The sequence below is a fragment of the Streptomyces sp. NPDC015532 genome (assembly GCF_043078065.1).
Classification (GTDB): domain Bacteria; phylum Actinomycetota; class Actinomycetes; order Streptomycetales; family Streptomycetaceae; genus Streptomyces.
This window is the reverse complement of record NZ_JBIBSY010000013.1, coordinates 273043-293167: the sequence shown is the minus strand read 5'-3', so window position 1 is coordinate 293167 and position 20125 is coordinate 273043. Positions and strand designations below refer to the sequence as shown.

Genomic DNA, 20125 nt, shown 5'->3' with positions numbered 1-20125 from the left:
CGGGGCGGCGGGCGGAGCGCGGGTCAGGAGGCGGGGGCGGCGTCCTGCTGGTCTCGGTTGGTGCGCAGGGCCCAGATGTGGTGCGGCGGGGTGGCCGTGTGGACGCGCGTCTCGTACGAGTCGTCGACGCGGTCCATGTCGGCGGCGTACTCGACGCGCCCGCCGCAGGGCGCGTGCACGAAGCGGAAGACGTTGGAGCCGACCGTGTGGCGGCCGAGTCTGCGGGCCTCGCGCCAGCCCCGGTCGATCATGTGGTTGCCGCCCTCGACGACGTCGTCGAAGCCGGGCACCTCGTAGGCGATGTGGTTGACGCCGGCCTTGTCGGGGCGGTGGCAGAGCAGCATGGTGTGCTGGTCGTCGTCGCCCGGTGCCCGCATGAAGACGCCCATGGGTTCGACGACGTCGGTCGGCCGGAAGCCGAGGCGGTCCACGTAGAAGGCGACGGCCTCCTCGCGGCCCTCCTTGGGGATGTTGAGCGCCACATGGCACATGCGCAGCGGGTGTACGCGGGTGATCGGGTCCAGCGCGGTGTTCCAGCGGGTGACGCTGCCCAGCGCGTTGGCGGGCCGGGGGGTGACGTCGGCGGGGCGGGGCCGGGCGAGGGTCAGGCCGGCTCCGAAGCCGGTCTCGTCCACGGTGTGGAACACACCTGCGGCGTCCTGCCGGACCGGGCGGTCGCGGCCGGCCGCGGCGACCAGGCGCTCCAGCTCCTGGGGGGTGTCGACGCCCCAGACCACCTCCCGCAGGGTGGGCCCGTCCTCCACCGGGGGCGGGAGCGACGCGCCCGGTGCGGTGTCGAGGTGGAGGGTCTGGCCGGTGCGGGTCTCGAACACGGCGTGTTCGTCGGTCCGTTCCAGCGCGAAGAGCCCGAAGTCGTCGAAGAACCGGGCGCATTCGCCGAGGTCGTCGATGCTGTAGGTGACCGATTCGATTCTCTGGATTCCCATGGGTTCCTCGTTTCGCGGGTCGCCTGGTGAGCGTAGGTTTCGGGCGGCGGCGGGCTCAACGGTCCAGCCTCGACCGAATGCGCAATCGTTTCTTGCGGCCGGAGAACGCCGTGCGGACTTCTCCGTACGGGCGGTTCCGTGCGGACGTCTTTCAGGAACGGATCGTCGGAATGGGATTCTGGGAGAACCACGTGGTGAGGAAATCCAGGAATACGCTGACCTTGCGCGGAGTGCCCTGTCCGGGGCCGTAGATCGCGTACAAGGGGCGTTCGGGGACCGCGAGTTCGGGCAGCAGGACCTGAAGGGCGCCCGAGATGAGGTCGTCGTACGCCGGCCGCTGGGGCAGCAGGGCGATACCGCGCCCGTGCACGGCGGCCTTCTGCAGGGCGATGTAGGAGTTCGACGAGAAGGCGACGTTGCGGATCTTGTGCAGGGTGGAGGCGTGGCCGTGGCCGATGCGCCAGACCGGGTCGTTGACGTGCACGAGGCACTCGTGGGCGGCGATCTCGTTCGGCTCGGTGAGCGGGCCGCCTCGTTCGAGGTACTCCTCGGAGGCGCACAGGACGAACGGGAGTGAGGCGATCTTCTTGAGCCGGACGCTGGAGTCCCTCAGGTCCCGGGTGTGGAAGGCCACGTCGAATCCGCTGTCGAGGAAGTCGTAGGTCCGGTCGGACATGCCTCCCAATTCGAAGCGGACCTGGATTTTGGGGTGGGAGGCGGAGAACGCCGCGATCGCGTCACCGAGATCCAGACTCCCGATCCACTTGGGGCAGATGATGCTGAGAGCGCCCTCGGCGCGGTCGTGCAGCTGGGCTATCCCCGCGTCCTCGGCCTCGATCTCCTCCAGGATGCGCGCGGCGAAGTCGGCGTAACGCTGGCCGGGTTCGGTGAGACTGACGGAACGGGCCGTGCGGTTGACCAGCCTGACGCCCACCTGCCGTTCCAGTTCGGCGACATGGCGCGACACCAGGGAGCCGGAGGAGCCCAGCTTCTTGGCGGCGCCGTTGAAGCTGCCGACCTGTGCGACGGTGACGAAGCTGTGCATGAGGAGCAAGCGGTCCATGTTTTCCTCCGGAGGCCCACGACGGCCAGGGGTGGGCCCCGGCGGCGGTGCCGGTCGTTCGGGTGTGCGGGCGGTACTTCCTTCCCCGGGGCAGGCCTCACTGCCGTACGGGCCCGGTTCGCGCCGGTCCGGAATGCCCTGACGAGCGGCTCTGTGAGGACATTCCGGGGACGGCGTGACGGGCGGCTCGGGACGCGCTGAGGAAGGCGCCGCTCACCGTGCGGGCGCTACGACGTGGGGCAGTACTGCGGGGCCTTGGTCAGGTTGTCCTTGGTGACCAAGAGAAGTGGAATGTTGGCAATCTTGTCAACCTTTTCTCTGCCCAGCAGATCGATGGCGCTCTTCACCGCCGTCTGCCCGATGACCATGGCCGAGTTGGCCACCGTCGCGGAGAAGCGGCCGTCCTTCACGGCGGCCAGCCCCTCGTCGGTGCCGTTGACGGTCACGATCCTGACGTCCTTGGCGCCGGCCGCGTCGAACGCCTTGCGGACGGCGAAGCCCATCTCCTCGTTGGCGACGAAGGCGTAGTCCAGGTCGGGATGCGCCTGGATCATGTTCTCGGCGACCTCCTGGGCCTTGACCGGGTTGAACATGCCGGGCTGGTTCGCGACGACCTTCGCGGTGGACGGCAGCTCGTTGGTGAACCCGCCCACGAGGAGGTCGGAGGCGGCACCGGGCGCGCCCGCGACGACACCGACCTTCACGTCCTTGCCGGCGGCGTCCTTGACGACCCAGTCGGCGTCCAGGGCGCCCACCTTCTGGAGGTCGACGACGGCCGCGCCCAGGATGCCGTTGGCGTCGTTGGGGGCGACCGAGGTCAGGTAGATCGGGATGCCGGAGGCCTTGGCCTTGGCTATGTCACCGTCGAGCGAGTCGACGTTGACGGTCTGCACGATCAGCGCACTGACATCGCGGGAGATCATGTCCTCGATGTTGGACAGTTCGGTTCCCGCGTTCTGGTGGGAATTGGCCGTGTACACCTTGGCCCCTTCCGACGTCGCCGTCTGCTCGACGGCCTTCTGCAGACACGTGTGGAACGCGGTGTCGGCGCCGTTGACGAATCCCAGGGTGACGGAGCCGGAACTCGCCCCGGCCGAAGCGGTGTTGTCGTTCTTCGCGCAGCCGCTCAGCACCAGGGTGGTGCCGGCTGCCGCGGCGATCAGTGCGCGGCGGGAACGGGCGGAAAGTCTCATGGTCGTACGCCTTTCATGACGGGCGAGGGCAGGGGGGAGCGCACGCGGAAATCGGAGAGAGGGAAATCGCCCGCGGAGTGCGGGGGATGGATACGCGGCCGGGGCGGCGTCAGTTCCGCGCGGACCGGGCCTTGTGGAACTCGTTGGCGACGGCCGCGACGAGCAGCACCCCGCCGACGGAGACCGGCTGGTAGTTGCTGGAGACCTGAAGGAGGTTCAGCGCGTTGGCCACGACCCCGAGGAGCACGACGCCGAGCGCGGTGCCGGTCACGGTGCCGTGGCCGCCGGCCAGCGAGGTGCCGCCGATGACCACCGCGGCCACGGCGGTCAGCTGAAGGGAGAGACCGCCCGTGCCGGGGCTGCTGGAGCCGAGCCGGGACAGCAGCATCAGCCCGGCCAGACCGGACAGGGCGCCGGTGAGGGCGTACAGCGTGAGCTTGCGCGCGGTGACGTTGATGCCGCTGAGCCGGGCCACGTGCTCGTTGCCGCCGATCGCGTAGGCGTCGCGGCCGAACACGGTGAACCGCATGACCAGGGCCGTCGCGACGAGAACCAGGACGGCCAGGACCAGTAGATAGGGGATGCCGAGGATCTTGTCGTTGCCCAGCGAGAACATCCGGGTGCCGATGGAGACGCTGACGCTGTCGAGCACCAGCAGCGCGACGCCGTCGAGCAGGGTGGCCGTGGCCAGGGTGACGACGAACGGGGCGACGTTCGTGAACGTCACGACCAGCCCGTTCACCAGGCCGATCGCCGTGGCGAGAACGATCGTGGCGGCCACGGTGACGACGGTGGAGTGGCCGTGCGACAACAGCTGCGCCCCGAGTGCGGTCGTGACGGAGACATTGCTGCCCATGGAGAAGTCCATGCCGCCCGCGGTCATGAGCAGGGTCAGGCCGGCGGCGATCACGGCGGTGACGCTCACCTGCCGCAGAATGTTGATCACGTTCGTGTCGGTGGCGAACGCGTCGGTCCGCAGCACGGTGGCCACCACCACGACGACCAGGACGGCGGTCAGGCCGGTGTGCGGGGCGCGGCGCAGAGCGCCGAGCCGGTTCCCCGGCCGCCTCCGGCCGTGCTGGTCGGCGACCCCCGGGGCATCGGGAAGTGTCTTGACGCTCACTGGGGTTGACCTCCGAGTGCGGTGGCGACGAGTTCGTCGCGGGTGATGGCGGTGATGTCGTGCTCGGCGACCGTGCGACCCGCGCTGACGACGATCACCCGGTCGGCGAGCCGCATGACCTCCTCGGCGGACGAGGACGCGAGCAGCACGGCCACGCCGCGGGAGGCGAGGTCGTCGATCAGGGCGTGGATGTCGGCCATGGCGGCGATGTCCACGCCGTTCGTGGGGTCTTCGAGGAAGCAGGCGGCGGGCTCGGTCTGGAGCCACTTGGCGAGCAGCACCTTCTGCTGGTTGCCGCCGGACAGGGCGCTCACGGGCGGATTGCCGGCGAGTGAGACGACGCCGTAGCTGCGCCGCAACGGGCGGGCGCGGCGGGCGAGTTCGCCTCGGCGGTGCAGTCGCCTGCGGGCGAAGCGGTCGCCGGCGAGCATCAGGTTCTCGTCCAGGGACATGCCCGGGACCAGTCCGAGCGCCCGCCGGTCGCCCGTGACGCAGCGCAGACCGCCGGCGAGCGAGGCGTGCACCCGGCCGAACGGCACCGGGGCGCCGTCGACGAGGAGTTCCCCGGCGTCGGGGCGGCGCCGGCCGGAGAGCAGGTCGAAGAGGCGGGACTGTGCGTCGCCGGCCGGTCCGAGCACCGCGACGATCTCACCCCTGCGCACCTCGACGTCCAGGCCCCGGACGGCCCGGCCGTCACGGAGGGCGCGCACCGCGAGGCCGATCTCGTCCTTGGGGGCGGGCCGTTCGGCGCGCCGCGAGACGACGTCCCGGCCCACCATGGCGCGCACCAGTGACTCCGGGTCGAGTTCGGCGGCCGGCGCGCTGCGCACGACCGCTCCGTCGCGGAGCACGGTGAGACGGTCCGCGACGGCCATCACCTCGTCGATGTAGTGCGAGATGTAGACGACGGCCACCCCCTCGTCGCGCAGGGTGCGCACCAACCGCCTGATCTGCCGGGCGGCTTCCGCGCTCAGACAGGCGGTCGGCTCGTCGAGGACCAGGATCCGGCCGCCGCGGCGTACCTCGCGGGCCACCTCCACCATGGTCTGCTCGGCGACGGTCAGCGAACCCGCGGTCCGCTCCACGTCGATGTCGATGCCGAGCCCGGAAAGAGCCCGCGCCGCCTCGGACTTGAGCGCTCTCCAGCGCACCGCGCCGCGCCGGGTGGGCAGATCGCCCAGCATCACGTTCTCCGCGACGGTCAGGCCCATCGCCAGTTCGCGGCGCTGGGGGACCGAGGCGATGCCGAGCCGTCGCGCCCCGCGTACGGTCAGCCCGTGCCGGGCGTGGCCGTCGACCTCGATGGTGCCGGAGTCCGCCTGGTGCGCTCCGGAGAGGATCTGCACCAGCGTCGACTTCCCGGCGCCGTTCATGCCCATCAGCGCGTGGATTTCGCCGGGGTACAGGTCGAGGTCCACGTCCGTGAGCGCGGCCGCCCCGCCGAAACTCTTGGTGAGGCCGCGGACGCGGAGCACGGGTCCACGGGCGGTCCCGGCGTCACCGGCGGGCGTCGGTGTCGGATTCCTGGGGGTCACGGCGGCGCCTCCTTGCGTGTCCCGGTCCGTGAGGGTGGTCACGGCCGCGTTCCGTCGTCGTGGCCGAGCCGCCCGTAGCCGCGGATGTCGGGGAAGGGGGGCTCACGGTCGGCCTGGAGATCCACCTGGAAGGTGTTCAGGCACATCCCGAGCATGGTGAAGTTGCCGAGCGCGCCGATCGTGTCCACGAGGCCCTTGGGACCGAAGTGGCCGAGTGCCCGGGCGAAGGTCTCGTCGCGTACGAAGTGCTCGTCGAGGACCTCCCGGCAGAACTGGTAGAAGGCCTGGTCGGCTTCGTCCTCGAAGACCGCCTCCCGGTTCTCGGCGACGGCCTTGACCGCGGCCTCGGGGACTCCGGCCTCGATCGCCTGGTCCACATGCGCGTTCCAGGAGTACTGCGCGTCCCAGTTCCGGGCGGCCATCAACAGCGTGAGTTCGCGCAGGTGCCTGGGCAGACTGCAGTCGAACCGGGCGAAGGCGCCGAGGGATTCGGCGCGCTCGCACATCTCCGGGCTGTGCAGCCAGACCCGGAAGGGACCACGGACGGCGCCGCGCCGGCCGGCGATGCGGGCGGCGAGTTCCCGCTGGCGCGGTTCCATGTCCTCATCGGTCAGAACGGGGAGCCTCATGTGGCTGCCACCTGCCTTTTCTTTCCGGCGTGTTTCCGGCACGTACGGGGATGCCGTGCGATGCCAGCCGACGGTACAGCCGGGTACGGGAAGCTCACCCTTCCCGGAATGCAAGGTAAAACTGCACGCCGGACGGCACCCGTTCACGGGGACGCGACCTAACGTCGGTCGACGCATCACCGTCGACGGGAGAGGAACTCCGGATGACCACGATCATCGAAGCCGCGTCCGTGCCCCTGCTGGACCGGGGCGGCGCCGTCGTGACGACACCGCTCATCACGACGCGCTCGGCGGGCGGGGAGAACCGCATCACCAGCGGGATGAGCGTCTACCCGGTCGGCTCCGGAGCGCCTTTGCACTCGCACAACTGCGACGAGCACGTGACGATCCTGGAGGGCGAGGCGGAGGTGGTGGTCGACGGCGAGGTGACGAAGCTGAGGCGGTACGACACCACCTACGTCCCCTCCCCGGTCCCCCATCTCTTCAGGAACACCGGCGACCGCCCGCTGCGCATCCTGTGGGTGTACTCCTCGGGCCAGGTGACACGCACCTTCACCGAGACCGGGAAGACGGTCGAACACCTCTCGGACGAGGACCAGATGGGCTGAACAGCCGCGAGGGGGACGCCGGAGGCCGCGCCCCGCGGGGTGCGGCCTCCGGCGGCAAGCGGCCCGGACGGCCCCGCCCTTGCCGGGGCGGGGCCGTCGTCAGGAGCGGGACCGCGCCGGGTCACCGGGCGGGCGCTCCCTGGGCCGGGGCCGGGGCGAGGCCGGCGGGCCGGGTGGTGAACACGCCCCGGCCCTGGGTCCGGCTGCGCAACCGGGTCGCGTAGCCGAAGAGTTCGGCCAGCGGCACGGTGGCGGTGATCACCGACGTACTCCCGCGGCTGTGCGAGCCGGAGACCCGGCCGCGCCGGGCCGCGAGGTCGCCGAGCACCCCGCCCACCGCGTCCTCGGGCACGGTGACGGTGACCTCGGCCACCGGTTCCAGCAGGAGCAGGGCACTGGCGCGCAGCGCCTCACGCAGCCCGAACCGGCCGGCCGCGCGGAACGCCATCTCCGAGGAGTCCTTCGCGTGGGTCGCCCCGTCGGTGAGGGTGACGCGCAGCCCGGTCACCGGGTGACCGCCGAGGGGGCCCTCGGCGAGCGCGTCCCGGCAGCCCGCCTCCACGGCCCGGACGTACTCCTGCGGCACCCGGCCGCCGACGACCGCCGAACGGAAGACGAAGTCCGCCGCCGTCCCCCGCGGACCGCCGGGGTCCGTCCCCAGCGGCTCCACATCGAGGACGACATGGGCGAACTGCCCGGCGCCGCCGTCCTGTTTGACATGCCGGTACACCAGACCCGACACCCCGCGGGCCACCGTCTCCCGGTAGGCCACCCTCGGCCGCCCGACGGCGACGTCGAGCCCGTGGGAGCGCCGGATCTTCTCCACCGCCACCTCCAGATGCAGTTCTCCCATGCCCGACAGCACCGTCTGCCCGGTCTCGGGGTCGGTGCGGACGACCAGTGAGGGGTCCTCCTCGGCCAGCCGGGCCAGCGCCGACACCAGACGGTCGGTCTCGGTGCTCCTGCGTGCCTCGACCGCCACGGACACCACCGGATCGGCGGCGACCGGCGGTTCGAGGAGCAGCGGCGCCGCGGGGGCGCACAGGGTCGCGCCGGACCGGGCGGACTTCGGCCCGATCACGGCGACGATGTCCCCGGCCACCGCGCGCTCCAGTTCGGCGTGACGGTCGGCCCGTACCCGAAGGATGCGGGCGATCCGCTCGGTGCGTCCCGTGCCCGTGTCCAGCACCGTCTGTCCCTTCTCCACCGTGCCCGCGTAGACACGCAGATACGTCATCCGTCCGGTCGCGGTGGCGTTCACCTTGAACACCAGCCCCGCGAACGGTGCTCGCGGGTCCGCCGCCCGTTCCTGTTCCGCGCCGTCGTGCGTGCCGCGGACGGCGGGCACGTCGAGCGGCGAGGGCAGGTAGGTCACCATGGCGTCCAGCAGCGGTTCGACACCGCGGTTGCGGTAGGCCGAGCCGCAGAGCACGACCACGCCCTCGCCCGTTCGGGTCAGGTCGCGCAGTGCGGCCGTGAGGGTTCCGGCCGTCAGGGTGGAGCGGGCGCAGAACTCCTCCAGGGCCGCCGGATGGAGTTCCGCCACCGCCTCCTCCAGCAGCCGGCGCCGGCGTCGGGCCTCCTCCAGCAGCTCCGGCGGCACCGGGATCTCCTCGGCCGGCTCGGCGCCGTCGGCCCACACCAGCGCGCGCATCCGCAGCAGGTCGACCACGCCGGTGAAGGCGTCCTCCGTGCCGATCGGCAACTGGACGACCAGCGGCGCCGGATGCAGCCGTTCGCGGATCGAGTCGACGGCTGTGTCCAGGTCGGCGCCGGCGCGGTCCAGCTTGTTCACGAAGGCGATCCGCGGGACGCCGTGCCGGTCGGCCCGCCGCCACACCGACTCGCTCTGCGGCTCGACGCCCGCCACGGCGTCGAAGACCGCGACGGCTCCGTCGAGGACGCGGAGCGAGCGCTCCACCTCGTCGGAGAAGTCGACGTGGCCCGGGGTGTCGATCAGGTTGATGCGGTAGCCGTCCCAGGCGCAGGTGACGGCCGCGGCGAAGATGGTGATGCCGCGGTCGCGTTCCTGCGGGTCGAAGTCGGTGACGGTGGTGCCGTCGTGGACCTCGCCGCGCTTGTGGATGGTGCCGGTGAGGTAGAGGATCCGTTCGGTCACGGTGGTCTTGCCGGCGTCGACATGGGCGAGGATGCCCAGGTTGCGGACGGCGGCGAGGGGGCTGGTGACAGAGCCGGTGAGGTGACGGTGCAGGTCGGTACGCATGGCCGAGGGCCTTTCGGACGATCCGGAAACGGGTCGGCGCGATTCCCGGACGACACACCTGGGATCAGGCGGATGGCGCCTCCGGCGGGCACGGCGCGGGGCGACCGGGCATGCGGTCGCCGCCGTACGGGCGGAGGTCAGAAGGTCGTCGCGGGCGTCCGGTTCCGGCCGCGCAGCCGGTACCGGGCCCACGAGGACATGAGGATCACCTCGTACTGTGACGGGGGGACGACGACAGCGGTGCGGTAACGCACGGCCCGGCTCCCCTCGTTCGTCACGGCACACACGGCACCCGGGGTGCCGGTGTGTGATTCCTCGGCGAGTGTAGGGAACCGGGCGCGGTACCGGCACCGGGTTTTCCGTGGGCGGTCCGGTGGGCTGGTGCGGCGCGCCTGCTCAGTCGCGGGTCCACCGCTGGTTCGATCCGCCGTTGCACGACCACAGGACGATCGGTGTGCCGTTCGCCGTGCCGTTGCCCGACGCGTCGAGGCACAGGCCGGAGACGTTGCTGGTGATGGTGCCGCCGGAGGTGACGGTCCACTTCTGGTTGGTGCCGCCGTTGCAGTCCCACAGGACGACCCGGGTGCCGTTCGCGGTCCCGCTGTCGTAGGCGTCCAGGCACTTGTTGCCGTAGACGACGAGTTCGCCGCGCGAGGTGGCGGTGAACGTCTGGTTCTGGCCTCCGCCGCAGTCCCAGAGTTCGGCCTGGGTGTTGTCGGCGATGGCGCTCTTGAAGAAGTCGAGGCAGCGCCCGGAGCCGGTGCCGACGATCGCGGTGCCGTCGGTCCCGGGCAGGGCGCGGACCGTGACCGCGTCGATGTCGGGTGCCGTGCCCGAAGTCGCGGCGAACTTCAGTGTGTTGGAGCCCTTGGCCGGCGAGGCGAGGACGGAGACGGTGCGGTGCGTGCTCGCCGACCCGGTGGGCGGGAAGGTGAGGGTCTGCGCGTACTGGCCGTTGACCTGGAGGGTCGCCCGGCGGGCCGTGGAACCGCCGTTGGCGTAGCTGATGTCGACGAGCCGGGTGCCGGCGGCGGAGGTGCTGACGCCGGTGAAGGTGGGGGTCGTCGCCGAGGTGGTGTCCTCGTACGTCGTCCCGGAGCCCTCGGTGCCGCCGACGGTGAGCAGGACACCCTCGCCCGCGGGCACGCCGGCGGTGTAACTCGTCGCGTAGGAACCGGCGTTGGTGGCGGTCCACACGTTGCGTACGGTGGCGGCGGCCGTCGTCAGGCCCATGTCCGTCCAGCGGGCGGTGATGTTCGCGGCGGCGGACGTGCGGTTCAGCAGCAGGACCGCGCGCCTGCCGGTGCCGGAGAGGACCTTGCTGTAGACCTGAAGGCCCGTCGTGTCCTCGGCGACCTTGACGCCCTGGAGACCGCGCGGATCCTGGTCGACGGCGATGACCTCGGAGTTGGTGAGGACCGATCGGGTGGACGCGCTCATGGTGGCCAGGTTGTTGCCCGCGAGGAGGGGTGCGCCGGAGACGGCCCACAGTCCCAGGTGGGTACGGTTCTGGGCCGCGCTCAGACCCGTCATGCCGACGGTCATCATGTCGGGGTCGTTGTAGAAGCCGGTGTGCTGGGCGGCGGGGTGCAGCGACTTGTCGAAGTTCGCGAGGACGCTCGTCATCGAGGGGCTGGCGGGCCAGTAGACGATGTCGGTGCTGGTGCGCCACAGGTCGCCGGTGCCGGCGGCCCAGTTCCACGGGTTGCCCGTCCCCCATTCGCACAGGGACAGGACCAGCGAGTGTCCGGTGACGGCGGTGGCGGCGGTGTTCGCGTCGCGGATCGCCTTGTACGTCGTCTCCTGGTCGAGGCCCTCGGCGTCTCCGCCGCACCAGTCGACCTTGATGAAGTCGAAGCCCCAGTTCTGGAAGGTCTGGAGGTCCTGCAGGTTGTGTCCCTCCAGCCCGGTGCCGGGGGTGGCCGGTGTCGTGGAGGGGGTCGGGTAGTAGTAGCCGCAGCCGTTCTTCCCGGCATCCGTGTAGATGCCGGCCTTCAGACCCTTGCCGTGGATGTAGTCGGCGATGGCCTTCATGCCGCCCGGCCACTGAGCGGTGTCGACACTGATGTTGCCGCCGCTGTCGCGGGCGCCCTGCCACCAGCCCTCGTCGATGTTGACGTACGTGTATCCGGCGGCGGCCATGCCGGAGGAGACCAGGGCGTCCGCCTGGGCCTTGATGGTGGCGTAGTCGATCGCACTGGCGAAGCTGTTCCAGGACGCCCAGCCCATCGGGGCCGGGGTGACCGCGGCCTGGGTGGTGGCGACGGCGGCCGGAGTGGCCCGCAGCGGCGCGGCCGGGCGGCCGAGCCCGGTCAGCGCGGCGACGGTGAGCAGCAGGACGGCGCCATGGACACCGGCGCGTCTGAGGAGGCGCAGCAGACCGGGCATGTTCGAAAGAGGGGACATGCGGCTCTCCCTTGAGGGGTTTGTTCGCAGAGTCGAACAAAAGCAAACGCGGCTCGCCCTATGGCAGCGCCTTGACCGCATCACGTCAAGTCCCGCGCCACGCAAGGCCGTTCGCCTCCACACCTCCCTCCGGGGCGCGGAGCGGGCGGGAAGCGACGGCCGTGCGCCGCCGGGAGGGCGCTCGCGATACCTTTCGCCCTGTCAGAGCCCTCTGGGCATCAGCAGTTGTCCGACGTCAGGATGGTCATGCGCGAGGAAGCGATCGTCGAAGCGGCACCCGGAGTGCATCTGGTGCACGGCAGCAACACGAACTGGGTGGTGCTGTCCGAGGGCGACGCGGTCACCCTGATCGACACGGGCTATCCGGGCGACCGCGAGAACCTCCTGGCGTCGCTGAAGACCCTCGGGCACGCGCCCGAGGCGGTGACGGCCGTGCTCATCACCCACGCGCACAGCGACCACCTCGGCTCGGCCGAGTTCCTGAACCGCACCTACGGCACTCCGGTGCGGCTGCACGCGACGGAGGTGCCGCACGCGCGCCGCGAGTTCCTCCACCAGGTGAGCATCGGGCAGGTCATGCGGCAGGCATGGCGCCCCGGCGTGCTGCCATGGGCCGTGCACGCCATCCGCTCCGGGGGCACGGCGGACGTGGCCATGACGAAACCCGAGGCCTTCCCGAACGAGGGCCCCCTCGACCTGCCCGGCCGGCCCGTCCCGGTGCACACCCCGGGCCACACGCCCGGCCACTGTGTCTACCACCTGCCCGAGGCCGGAGTGCTGATCTCCGGGGACGCCCTGGTGAGCGGTCACCCCACCTCGCGGATACAGGGGCCCCAGCTGCTGCCCAGGATGTTCGACACCGAGCGCGCCGAAGCACTCGCCTCGCTCGGCCGCATCGAGGCCCTCGCCGCCGATGTGCTGCTGCCCGGACACGGGCCCGTGCACCGCACCCCGGTGGGCGAGGCCGCGCGGCGCGCCCGGGAGCTGGCCGGCTGACGGAGCCCGGCGGCGAAGGGTGCCGCCGCCGTTTGACGCGGGGGCCAGACAGGGGCAGAGTGGTACATATACGTCGTAAACATACGTCGTTTGTCCATTGGTTTCCCTCAGGAGCGTCGCGTCATGGCGCACGGCAAGCCCGGTCGCGCGGACCCTTCCGGGAGCGGGGCCGCCGGAGCCGGGGTTCCCGACGCGCCGGCCGGCCCCTCCCCCCGACACCGGGTCCGCCGTGCCGACGCGACGTTCGCCTTCCGATCGCCGCCCGCCCGCACACGAAGGAGCCGGGCCCATGAGCGCCCCCTCGACCATTCTCGTCACGGGCGGCGCAGGATTCATCGGTAGTCACGCCTGCGTCGAACTGCTCGACCACGGTTACGAGTTGATCGTGGTCGACGACTATTCCAACAGCAGTCCCCAGGTCTTCGCCCGCGTGGAACGCATCGCGGGCCGTTTCCTCGGCACCGTCTACGAACTGGACATCCGTGATCGACGCGCCCTGTCGGCCGTCTTCGACCGCCACTCCGTGGACGCCGTCGTGCACTTCGCCGCGCACAAGGCCGTCGGCACCTCGACACGGAAGCCCATCGACTACTACGACACCAACGTCGGCGGAACGACCGCGCTGCTGAACACCATGCACGAGCACGGCGTGCACCAACTCGTCTTCTCCTCGTCCTGCTCCGTGTACGGCGACGCCGGCCACGGACCGCTCGACGAGTCCACCCCGGCGCGGCCGACCAATCCGTACGCCGCCTCCAAGCTCATCTGCGAGCAGATCCTCGCCGACGTCTGCCACCGCCACCCCGAGTACACCGTGCTGTGTCTGCGGTACTTCAATCCGGCGGGCGCCCATCCCAGCGGGCTTCTGGGCGAGGACCCGGGCGGTTCTCCGGAGAACCTGCTGCCGACCCTGGCCCAGGTGGCCATCGGGCGACGGGAACACCTCCGCGTCTTCGGCGACGACTACCCCACGGCGGACGGGACGGCGATCCGTGACTATCTGCACGTCATGGACACCGTCGAGGCGCATCGCGTCGCCCTCGACCACCTCGCCGACGAACGGGGCATGCGCGTGTACAACCTCGGCATCGGCAGGGGCAGTTCGGTCCTCGACGTGATCGCCGCCTTCTCCGCCGAGTGCAGCAGGCCCGTACCGTACGAGATGGTCGCGCGCCGTCCCGGCGATGTCGCCGAACTCGTGGCGGACGCCTCGGCGGTGGGTCGCGCCTGGGGCTGGCACCCTTCGCGGGACCTCGCCGACATGTGCCGGGACGCGTGGCGGTTCCAGCAACTCAACCCGCACGGCTACGCCGGGTCCGCCCGGCGCTCCTCCGGCAAGGGCTGACACACCCACGCGACTCCGGCTCCGACAACCCGGCCCGGCTCTGACTCCGCGGCTCTGACTCCGCGGCCCTGGCTGCGCCTCAGCGGATCGGCTCTCGTACCGCGGCTCTGACACCGCGGCCTGACTCCGGCTCAGCGGCTGTGACTCTCGCTCAGTGACGGTGGCTCTCACTGCGGCGTTCGCCACGACAGCGGGAACGCGGTGTCCGCCGGGTACTCCGGCGGCGGGACGCGGTCTCCCCTGTCACTCCCCCGTCGCTCCCGTCATTCCTCCGACAGCAGGAACGCGGTCTCCACCAGTGCGATGTGGCTGAACGCCTGCGGTGCGTTGCCCAGTTGGCGGCCCGCGTCGGGATCCCACTGCTCCGAGAGCAGACCGAGGTCGTTGCGGATGCCCAGCACCCGCTCGAACACCTCCGTCGCCTCTTCCCGGTGTCCGGTCGTGGCGAGCGCGTCGGCGTACCAGAGGGAGCACGCCACGAACGCGCCCTCGCCGCCGTGCATCCCGTCCACGCCGTGCACGCCCTGCCCGTTCGGGGCGTACCGCCGCACGAACCCGCCGTGGGTCAGCTCCCGCATCGCCCGCACGGTGCCCAGCACCCTCTCGTCCTCGGCGGGCAGGAAACCGAGCCGCGGAATCAGCAGCGCCGAGGCGTCCAGCGCCGGCGAACCGTAGGACTGGACGAAGGACCCGCGCCCCGCGTCCCACCCCTCCCGGCACACCTCCCGGTGCACGTCGTCCCGGAAGGTCCGCCAGACGTCCGAGGGCCCGTTCCTGCCGAGCAGTTCGCCCATGCGCAGCGCGCGGTCGGCGGCCACCCAGGCCATGACCTTGGAGTGCACGAACTGCCGTGCCGGACCGCGCACTTGCCACAGGCCCTGGTCCGGCTCACGCCAGTGCCGGCGGAGCTGTCCCATCATGGCCTCCACCAGGCTCCACACATGGCCCGGCATGGGGATGCCGGCCCGCAGCGACAGCAGGAGCGCGTCGAGCACCTCGCCGTACACGTCGAGCTGGAACTGGCTCATGGCGGAGTTCCCGAAGCGGACCGGCCGCGAGCCCTCGTAGCCCGGCAGCCACGGCGCCTCCGTCTCCCGGAGCAGCCGCTGTCCGCCGACGCCGTACACGGACTGGAGATCGGCGGGTTGCCCCGCGATGGCCCGCACCAGCCAGCCCAGCCAGGCCGTCGCCTCGTCGCGGTAGCCGCATCGGAGCAGACAGGACAGTGTCAGGGCGGAATCGCGCAGCCAGCAGAAGCGGTGGTCCCAGTTGCGTTCGCCGCCGATGAGGCCGGGCAGCGAGGTCGTCGGGGCCGCGACGATGCCCCCGGTGGGCGCGTAGGTGAGTGCCTTGAGCGTGATCAGGGACCGCACCACGGCGTCGCGCCAGGGCCCTTGGTAGTGGCACTGGGCGGTCCAGCGCCGCCAGAAGTCAGTGGTCTCCTTGAGCACCGTCTCCGCCGGAACGGACAGCGGAGCGGGCGGTTCGGGCACGTACGAGGGCGCCCACACGAATGTCAGGGTCGTCCTGCGCCCGGCCAGGACCGTGAATTCGTGGACGATGGAGCTCTCACCGCCGGGTTCCGCGTCCAGGCCCTCGGTGTTCAGCCAGACGGCGTCCGGCCCGGCGACCGCGACCGTGCAGGCCTCACCGGCCTGGACCCACGGCACCACCCTGCCCTGGTGGAAGCGCAGCCGTAGCTCGCTGCGCATGGTCACGGAGCCCGACAGTCCTTCCACCATGCGGACGACACACGGAAGCTGACTGCGCGGCGGCATAAAGTCGGTGACCCGCACGGCGCCCGTGGGCGTCTCCCAGCGGGACTCCAGGACAAGTGTGTCCCGCCGGTAGGCCCGCTCGGCGCAGGAAGCACGCGCCGCCCGTGAGGCCGGCGCGATGCGCCAGAAGCCGTTGTCCCGTGTGCCCAGCATCGCGGCCAGACAGGCCGGGGAGTCGAACCGGGGCAGACACAGCCAGTCGATGGAACCGTCCCTGCCAACCATGGCAGCGGTTTCCAGGTCGCTGATGAGGGCGTAGTCCTCGATAGGTGCGTTCATGATCGAAACCACGCCGCTGTGTTCTTGGCCGCCTTTGCAGGGTACGTCCGCAGCACCGGAGTTCGCATCATGACCAGGTGCTTCAGAGGTCGGTGGAGTCGTTCGCCGGGCCGTCGAGCGGTCAGCGTGCCAGGGCGCGGCCACCCGCTCCCCCGCTCCGCCGCGCAGCGCGAGCGCTTTCATGGGTTCCGCCCAACCGGGGACGGCTCCGACGGCCGCAGAGGTACCCGCGACTGCGCCGCGAACCAGTCGATGGTGGGCCGCAGCCCTTCCTCCAGGGACACCCGCGGGTACCCCCCGAGCGCCTCTCGCGCGCGGGAGATGACAGGGCGCCGGCGGACCGGGTCGTCGACGGGCAGGGGCCGGAAGCGCAGTCCGCTGCGCGATCCGGTGATCGCGACGACGAGCTCCGCGAGCTCCCGCACGGTCCGCTCGCCGGGATTGCCGAGGTTGAACGGGCCCGGCCGGTGTGAATCGATCATGGCGATCAGGCCTCGGACCAGGTCGTCGACGTAGCAGAAGCTCCGTGTCTGGCTGCCGTCCCCGAAGAGGGTCAGGGGTTCGCCGCGGAGCGCCTGCCGGATGAAACCGGAGACCACCCGGCCGTCGTACGAACGCATGCGGGGGCCGTAGGTGTTGAAGATGCGGACGATTCCCACGTCGACCGCCCGGGTCCGCCGGTACGCCATGGACAGGGCCTCGGCATACCGCTTGGCCTCGTCGTGGACGCTGCGCGGGCCGATGGGGTTGACGTGTCCCCAGTACGTCTCGTCCTGCGGATGCACCCTGGGGTCTCCGTAGACCTCGCTGGTGGACGCCATGACGAACCGGGCGGAGTGACGGTCGGCGAGGCGCAGCATGTTCTCCGTCCCCCGGCTGCCCGCCGCCAGTGTCTCCAGCGGGAAGCGCTGGTAGTCGACGGGCGACGCGGGGCTCGCGAGGTTCACCACGGCGTCCACGTCACCCGCGACGCCGAACGTCTCGGTGATGTCCCAGGCCTCGAAGGCGAACCGGGGGTCGTGCCGGAGCGCGGCGATGTTGGCCGGTCTGCCCGAGGAGAGGTCGTCCAGACAGCAGACGCTGTCACCTCTGTTCAGCAGGGCCTCGCACAGATGCGATCCCAGGAAGCCGCTTCCGCCGGCCACGACGACACGCATGGTCTCTCCTCCTGCGGGTCAGGCGGGCCCCGGACGGCCCGGCGCGTGCAGCGCCCATCCCGCCGAGCGCCACCGGGCGGGGTCGAGTGTGTTCCGTGCGTCGACCAGGACCGGCGAACGCACCACCGTCGCGAGTGCGGCGGGGTCCAGGTCGCGGTACTGGGGCCACTCTGTGAGGTGCAGGACGACATCGGCCTGCTCGCAGGCCTTGGCCACGTCCAGGGCGAACTGGAGCGCGGGGTAGGCCACTCGGGCGTTGTCGATCGCCTCGGGGTCGTGCACGCGGACCTGTGCTCCGCGGCTGCGGATCTCGTCGGCGACCACAAGGGCCGGCGAGTCCCGGACGTCGTCGCTGCCGGGCTTGAAGGCGGCACCGAGCACCGCGACGCTCCGGCCGGCGAAGGAGCCTCCCAGGAGGCGTGCGGCGAGGTCGACGGTGCGCAGGCGCTGCCGCGTGTTGATCTCGTCGACCTGGCGCAGGAAGGCGACGGAGCCGCCGAGTCCGAGTTCCTCGCCGCGGGTGGCGAAGGCCCGGATGTCCTTGGGCAGACAGCTGCCGCCGAAACCGAGCCCGGGGGCGAGGAAGCGGGGTCCGATGCGGGAGTCCCGGCCCATCGCCTCGGCCAGGGTGAGCACGTCCGCCCCGGTGGCCTCGCAGATCTCGGCCATGGCGTTGATGAAGGAGATCTTGGTGGCGAGGAAGGAGTTGGAGGCGACCTTGACCAGTTCGGCGGTGGCCGGGTCGGTGGCGATGAACGGGGTGCCCGCTTCCAGGAGCGGTGCGTAGATCTCCCTGAGCCGTGCCTCGGGCCAGCCGGTGCCGTTCTCCGCGCCGGCGCCCGTCCCGGTGCCGGCAGGCGTGTCGGTGTCCGTCGCGGTGCCGGTACACGGCTTGGTTCCGGTGCCTGTCCTCGTGCCGACCACGATGCGTTCGGGCCGCAGGGTGTCCTGGACGGCGCAGCCCTCGCGCAGGAACTCCGGGTTCCAGGCGACTTCGGCCCCCGGAACGGTGGCGCGCAGCCGTTCGGCCAGGCCGGCCGCGGTGCCGACCGGGACGGTGGACTTGCCGACCACCAGGACCCGTTCGTGACCGCTGTCGCGAAGCCGGGGCGCCAGGGCGTCGACGGCCCCCTCGACATGGCGCAGGTCCGCGGCGCCCGTTTCGGGGTGCTGGGGTGTGCCGACGCAGACGAAGTGCGTGTCGGCGAAGCGGGCGGCCTCGGCCGGTGAGGTGGTGAAACGCAGCCGGCCGGAATCCACGGCTCTCACGAGCGTCTCCGACAGGCCTGGTTCGAAGAACGGGGGGGTGCCCGCGGCCAGGGCGGCGATCCTGTCGGGGTCGAGGTCGACGCCGAGCACTTCGTGCCCGATGTCGGCCATGCAGGCGGCGTGAACCGCGCCGACGTATCCGGTGCCGATGACTGTCAGACGCATGTCTTTCTCCGTGCTCGGCGTGTGGTCGGCTCGTGACCGACTGGCTGGTGGGGTGTGCGTGGGGGTAAGGGGTCAGGGGCGGGGGACGCCTCCTGGGGCGCGCCCGGTGAAGGGCAGGCGCGGCAGGTCGCGGTAGCAGTCGTCGACGGCTCCGCGCAGGGCCTCGGGCGCGAGGGCGCCGCGGACCCGGCGGCTGCCCTGCCGGCCCATCACCGCGGCCTCGCGCGGATGGTCGAGGAGCCAGCCGACCGCGCGGGCGGCGCCCGCCGGGTCCGCCGGTGCCACGAGCAGTCCCGTGGCCCCGTGCTCCACCAGGTCGGGCACCCCGTTGACGGCCGTGGCGACGACGGGCCGGGCGGTGGCGAGCGCCTCGGTGAGCGCCCGGCCCGGCCCCTGGTACAGGAAATTGGTCACGAAGACGTCCAGTCCGGCCACGAGCCGGTCGGCGCCCGGACGTTGTCCGGTGAGCGTCACCTCGACGTCCAGGTCCGCGGCGAGCCGCCTGACCTCCCCCGCCAGCGGGCCGTCCCCGATCATGACGAACGCGGTGTCCGGGTGTTCCGCCCGGATCGCGGCCGCCATGCGGACGAAGGCGAGGGGGTCGTTCCGGGTGTCGAAGCGGCCGACGCTACCGACGAGTGCCGTCTCCCGGGGGATGCCGAGCAGGGCGCGGGCGTCGGGGTCGAAGGTCTCGGGGACGGCGCCCAGCCGTGCGGCGGAGGGCACCACGTCTCCCCGGCCGGAGAGGACCGGACGCTCCTCGGCCGCCGTGGTCGCCCCGCCCGGGGTGGCCGCGAGGAACCGCGCGGCCAGCCTGCGGGTCACGCGCCGCAGGCCGCGGCCCGCCGTGCGCCGGGGGCGCGTGATGTACGGGTGGAAGCTCTGTCCCTGGAGGGTGTGCACCACCACGGGGGTACGGCACAACCGTGCCGCGACCCGGCCGAGGGAGCCGCCCTTCTCGGAGTGGGTGTGCACGACCGTGAACCGCTCCCGGCGGATGAGCCGCACGAGCCGTCCCAGTACGAGCATGTCCGCGGGACCCAGGGTGTGCCGGAACCCCGGTGTCTCAAGAGTCCGCACCCCCGCGGCCCGCGCCGGCTCCCACAGGTCGGCGCTCGGCACGCCGGCGACCCACACCTCGTAGCGGTCGGGGTCCATGCCCTCGGCGGCCAGCAGCGTGCCGTCCCCGGCTCCCGCCCAGAAGCGGGTGATGACGTGCAGCACCTTGATCCGCGGCAGGACCGGCGCCGGGGGCAGCGCCTCGACGGGTGCCTCCCGCGGCGGCGGAGTCCCGCTTCCGGCAGTGCCAGTGCCGTCCAGCCGCCCGGAACGGGGGGCGAGGGTCCCGTACACAATCAACGATCACCACCGATGAATACCTGTGAAATACGTATATTTACGACGTATA

Annotated in this window: 16 protein-coding genes; 3 read left to right on the top strand and 13 right to left on the bottom strand. The window is 71.5% G+C overall.

Features of this window, described 5'->3' with window-relative positions:
• Positions 1-23: 23 nt before the first annotated feature.
• The 6 genes from ACF07B_RS32065 to ACF07B_RS32040 form a co-directional block, all read right to left on the bottom strand.
• Positions 24-947 (bottom strand): VOC family protein, encoded by a 924-nt coding sequence (locus tag ACF07B_RS32065; protein WP_392181549.1) that lies wholly within the window; start codon positions 945-947, stop codon positions 24-26.
• Between the two features lie 151 nt (positions 948-1098).
• Positions 1099-2010: a LysR family transcriptional regulator gene (locus tag ACF07B_RS32060; protein ID WP_392181548.1), complete on the bottom strand. Its 912-nt coding sequence runs from the start codon at positions 2008-2010 to the stop codon at positions 1099-1101.
• A gap of 227 nt (positions 2011-2237) precedes the next feature.
• A complete protein-coding gene (locus ACF07B_RS32055) occupies positions 2238-3203 on the bottom strand; it encodes a sugar ABC transporter substrate-binding protein (RefSeq protein WP_392181547.1) in 966 nt (321 codons plus the stop codon).
• Between the two features lie 109 nt (positions 3204-3312).
• Entirely contained in the window at positions 3313-4326 is a 1014-nt protein-coding gene (locus ACF07B_RS32050; RefSeq protein WP_369485800.1) for an ABC transporter permease, read from the bottom strand.
• The gene (locus ACF07B_RS32045; RefSeq protein WP_392181546.1) at positions 4323-5861 is read right to left on the bottom strand and encodes a sugar ABC transporter ATP-binding protein; all 1539 of its coding nucleotides are present in this window, start codon (positions 5859-5861) and stop codon (positions 4323-4325) included. The genes ACF07B_RS32050 and ACF07B_RS32045 overlap by 4 nt, the downstream gene beginning before the upstream one ends.
• Before the next feature lie 38 nt (positions 5862-5899).
• A complete protein-coding gene (locus ACF07B_RS32040) occupies positions 5900-6460 on the bottom strand; it encodes a carboxymuconolactone decarboxylase family protein (RefSeq protein ID WP_392181568.1) in 561 nt (186 codons plus the stop codon).
• Between the two features lie 233 nt (positions 6461-6693).
• On the opposite strand from ACF07B_RS32040, the gene ACF07B_RS32035 reads away from it, so the two are divergent.
• Positions 6694-7098, top strand: coding sequence for a cupin domain-containing protein (locus ACF07B_RS32035; protein ID WP_392181545.1), 405 nt, complete (start codon positions 6694-6696; stop codon positions 7096-7098).
• Between the two features lie 121 nt (positions 7099-7219).
• On the opposite strand, the gene fusA is transcribed toward ACF07B_RS32035, so the two are convergent.
• The 3 genes from fusA to ACF07B_RS32020 form a co-directional block, all read right to left on the bottom strand.
• Positions 7220-9322, bottom strand: a complete 2103-nt coding sequence (gene fusA / locus ACF07B_RS32030) for an elongation factor G (RefSeq protein ID WP_392181544.1) — start codon at positions 9320-9322, stop codon at positions 7220-7222.
• A 137-nt stretch (positions 9323-9459) separates the two neighbouring features.
• Complete coding sequence (locus ACF07B_RS32025) at positions 9460-9600, bottom strand: hypothetical protein (RefSeq protein ID WP_392181543.1); 141 nt, start codon at positions 9598-9600, stop codon at positions 9460-9462.
• Between the two features lie 118 nt (positions 9601-9718).
• A complete protein-coding gene (locus ACF07B_RS32020) occupies positions 9719-11728 on the bottom strand; it encodes a lectin (RefSeq protein WP_392181542.1) in 2010 nt (669 codons plus the stop codon).
• 246 nt (positions 11729-11974) lie between these two features.
• Between ACF07B_RS32020 and ACF07B_RS32015 the strand changes: the two genes are divergently transcribed.
• Both ACF07B_RS32015 and galE read left to right on the top strand, forming a co-directional pair.
• Positions 11975-12724, top strand: a complete 750-nt coding sequence (locus ACF07B_RS32015; RefSeq protein ID WP_392181541.1) for an MBL fold metallo-hydrolase — start codon at positions 11975-11977, stop codon at positions 12722-12724.
• A gap of 289 nt (positions 12725-13013) precedes the next feature.
• Positions 13014-14069, top strand: a complete 1056-nt coding sequence (gene galE / locus ACF07B_RS32010) for a UDP-glucose 4-epimerase GalE (protein ID WP_392181540.1) — start codon at positions 13014-13016, stop codon at positions 14067-14069.
• A gap of 263 nt (positions 14070-14332) precedes the next feature.
• Here the strand turns inward: galE and ACF07B_RS32005 are convergent, their stop codons facing one another.
• From ACF07B_RS32005 to ACF07B_RS31990, 4 genes are all read right to left on the bottom strand, one after another.
• On the bottom strand, positions 14333-16126 hold the full coding sequence (locus tag ACF07B_RS32005; RefSeq protein WP_392181539.1) for a glycoside hydrolase family 15 protein: 1794 nt from the start codon (positions 16124-16126) through the stop codon (positions 14333-14335).
• Between the two features lie 179 nt (positions 16127-16305).
• Positions 16306-17283 carry a UDP-glucuronic acid decarboxylase family protein gene (locus ACF07B_RS32000; RefSeq protein ID WP_392181538.1) on the bottom strand — a complete coding sequence of 326 codons (978 nt, stop codon included), beginning with the start codon at positions 17281-17283 and terminating at the stop codon, positions 16306-16308.
• An 18-nt stretch (positions 17284-17301) separates the two neighbouring features.
• A complete protein-coding gene (locus tag ACF07B_RS31995; protein ID WP_392181537.1) occupies positions 17302-18717 on the bottom strand; it encodes a UDP-glucose dehydrogenase family protein in 1416 nt (471 codons plus the stop codon).
• A 72-nt stretch (positions 18718-18789) separates the two neighbouring features.
• Positions 18790-20070 carry a glycosyltransferase family 4 protein gene (locus ACF07B_RS31990; protein WP_392181536.1) on the bottom strand — a complete coding sequence of 427 codons (1281 nt, stop codon included), beginning with the start codon at positions 20068-20070 and terminating at the stop codon, positions 18790-18792.
• Positions 20071-20125 lie beyond the last annotated feature (55 nt).

Coding starts and splice junctions, on each gene's coding strand:
- ACF07B_RS32040 (WP_392181568.1), bottom strand. CDS start 6,460: ATGGAACCGCGCCAGCGGGAACTCGCCGCCCGCATCGCCGGCCGGCGC.
- ACF07B_RS32000 (WP_392181538.1), bottom strand. CDS start 17,283: ATGCGTGTCGTCGTGGCCGGCGGAAGCGGCTTCCTGGGATCGCATCTG.
- ACF07B_RS32035 (WP_392181545.1), top strand. CDS start 6,694: ATGACCACGATCATCGAAGCCGCGTCCGTGCCCCTGCTGGACCGGGGC.
- ACF07B_RS31995 (WP_392181537.1), bottom strand. CDS start 18,717: ATGCGTCTGACAGTCATCGGCACCGGATACGTCGGCGCGGTTCACGCC.
- ACF07B_RS32020 (WP_392181542.1), bottom strand. CDS start 11,728: ATGTCCCCTCTTTCGAACATGCCCGGTCTGCTGCGCCTCCTCAGACGC.
- ACF07B_RS32065 (WP_392181549.1), bottom strand. CDS start 947: ATGGGAATCCAGAGAATCGAATCGGTCACCTACAGCATCGACGACCTC.
- ACF07B_RS32055 (WP_392181547.1), bottom strand. CDS start 3,203: ATGAGACTTTCCGCCCGTTCCCGCCGCGCACTGATCGCCGCGGCAGCC.
- ACF07B_RS32015 (WP_392181541.1), top strand. CDS start 11,975: ATGCGCGAGGAAGCGATCGTCGAAGCGGCACCCGGAGTGCATCTGGTG.
- ACF07B_RS32060 (WP_392181548.1), bottom strand. CDS start 2,010: ATGGACCGCTTGCTCCTCATGCACAGCTTCGTCACCGTCGCACAGGTC.
- galE (WP_392181540.1), top strand. CDS start 13,014: ATGAGCGCCCCCTCGACCATTCTCGTCACGGGCGGCGCAGGATTCATC.
- fusA (WP_392181544.1), bottom strand. CDS start 9,322: ATGCGTACCGACCTGCACCGTCACCTCACCGGCTCTGTCACCAGCCCC.
- ACF07B_RS32005 (WP_392181539.1), bottom strand. CDS start 16,126: ATGAACGCACCTATCGAGGACTACGCCCTCATCAGCGACCTGGAAACC.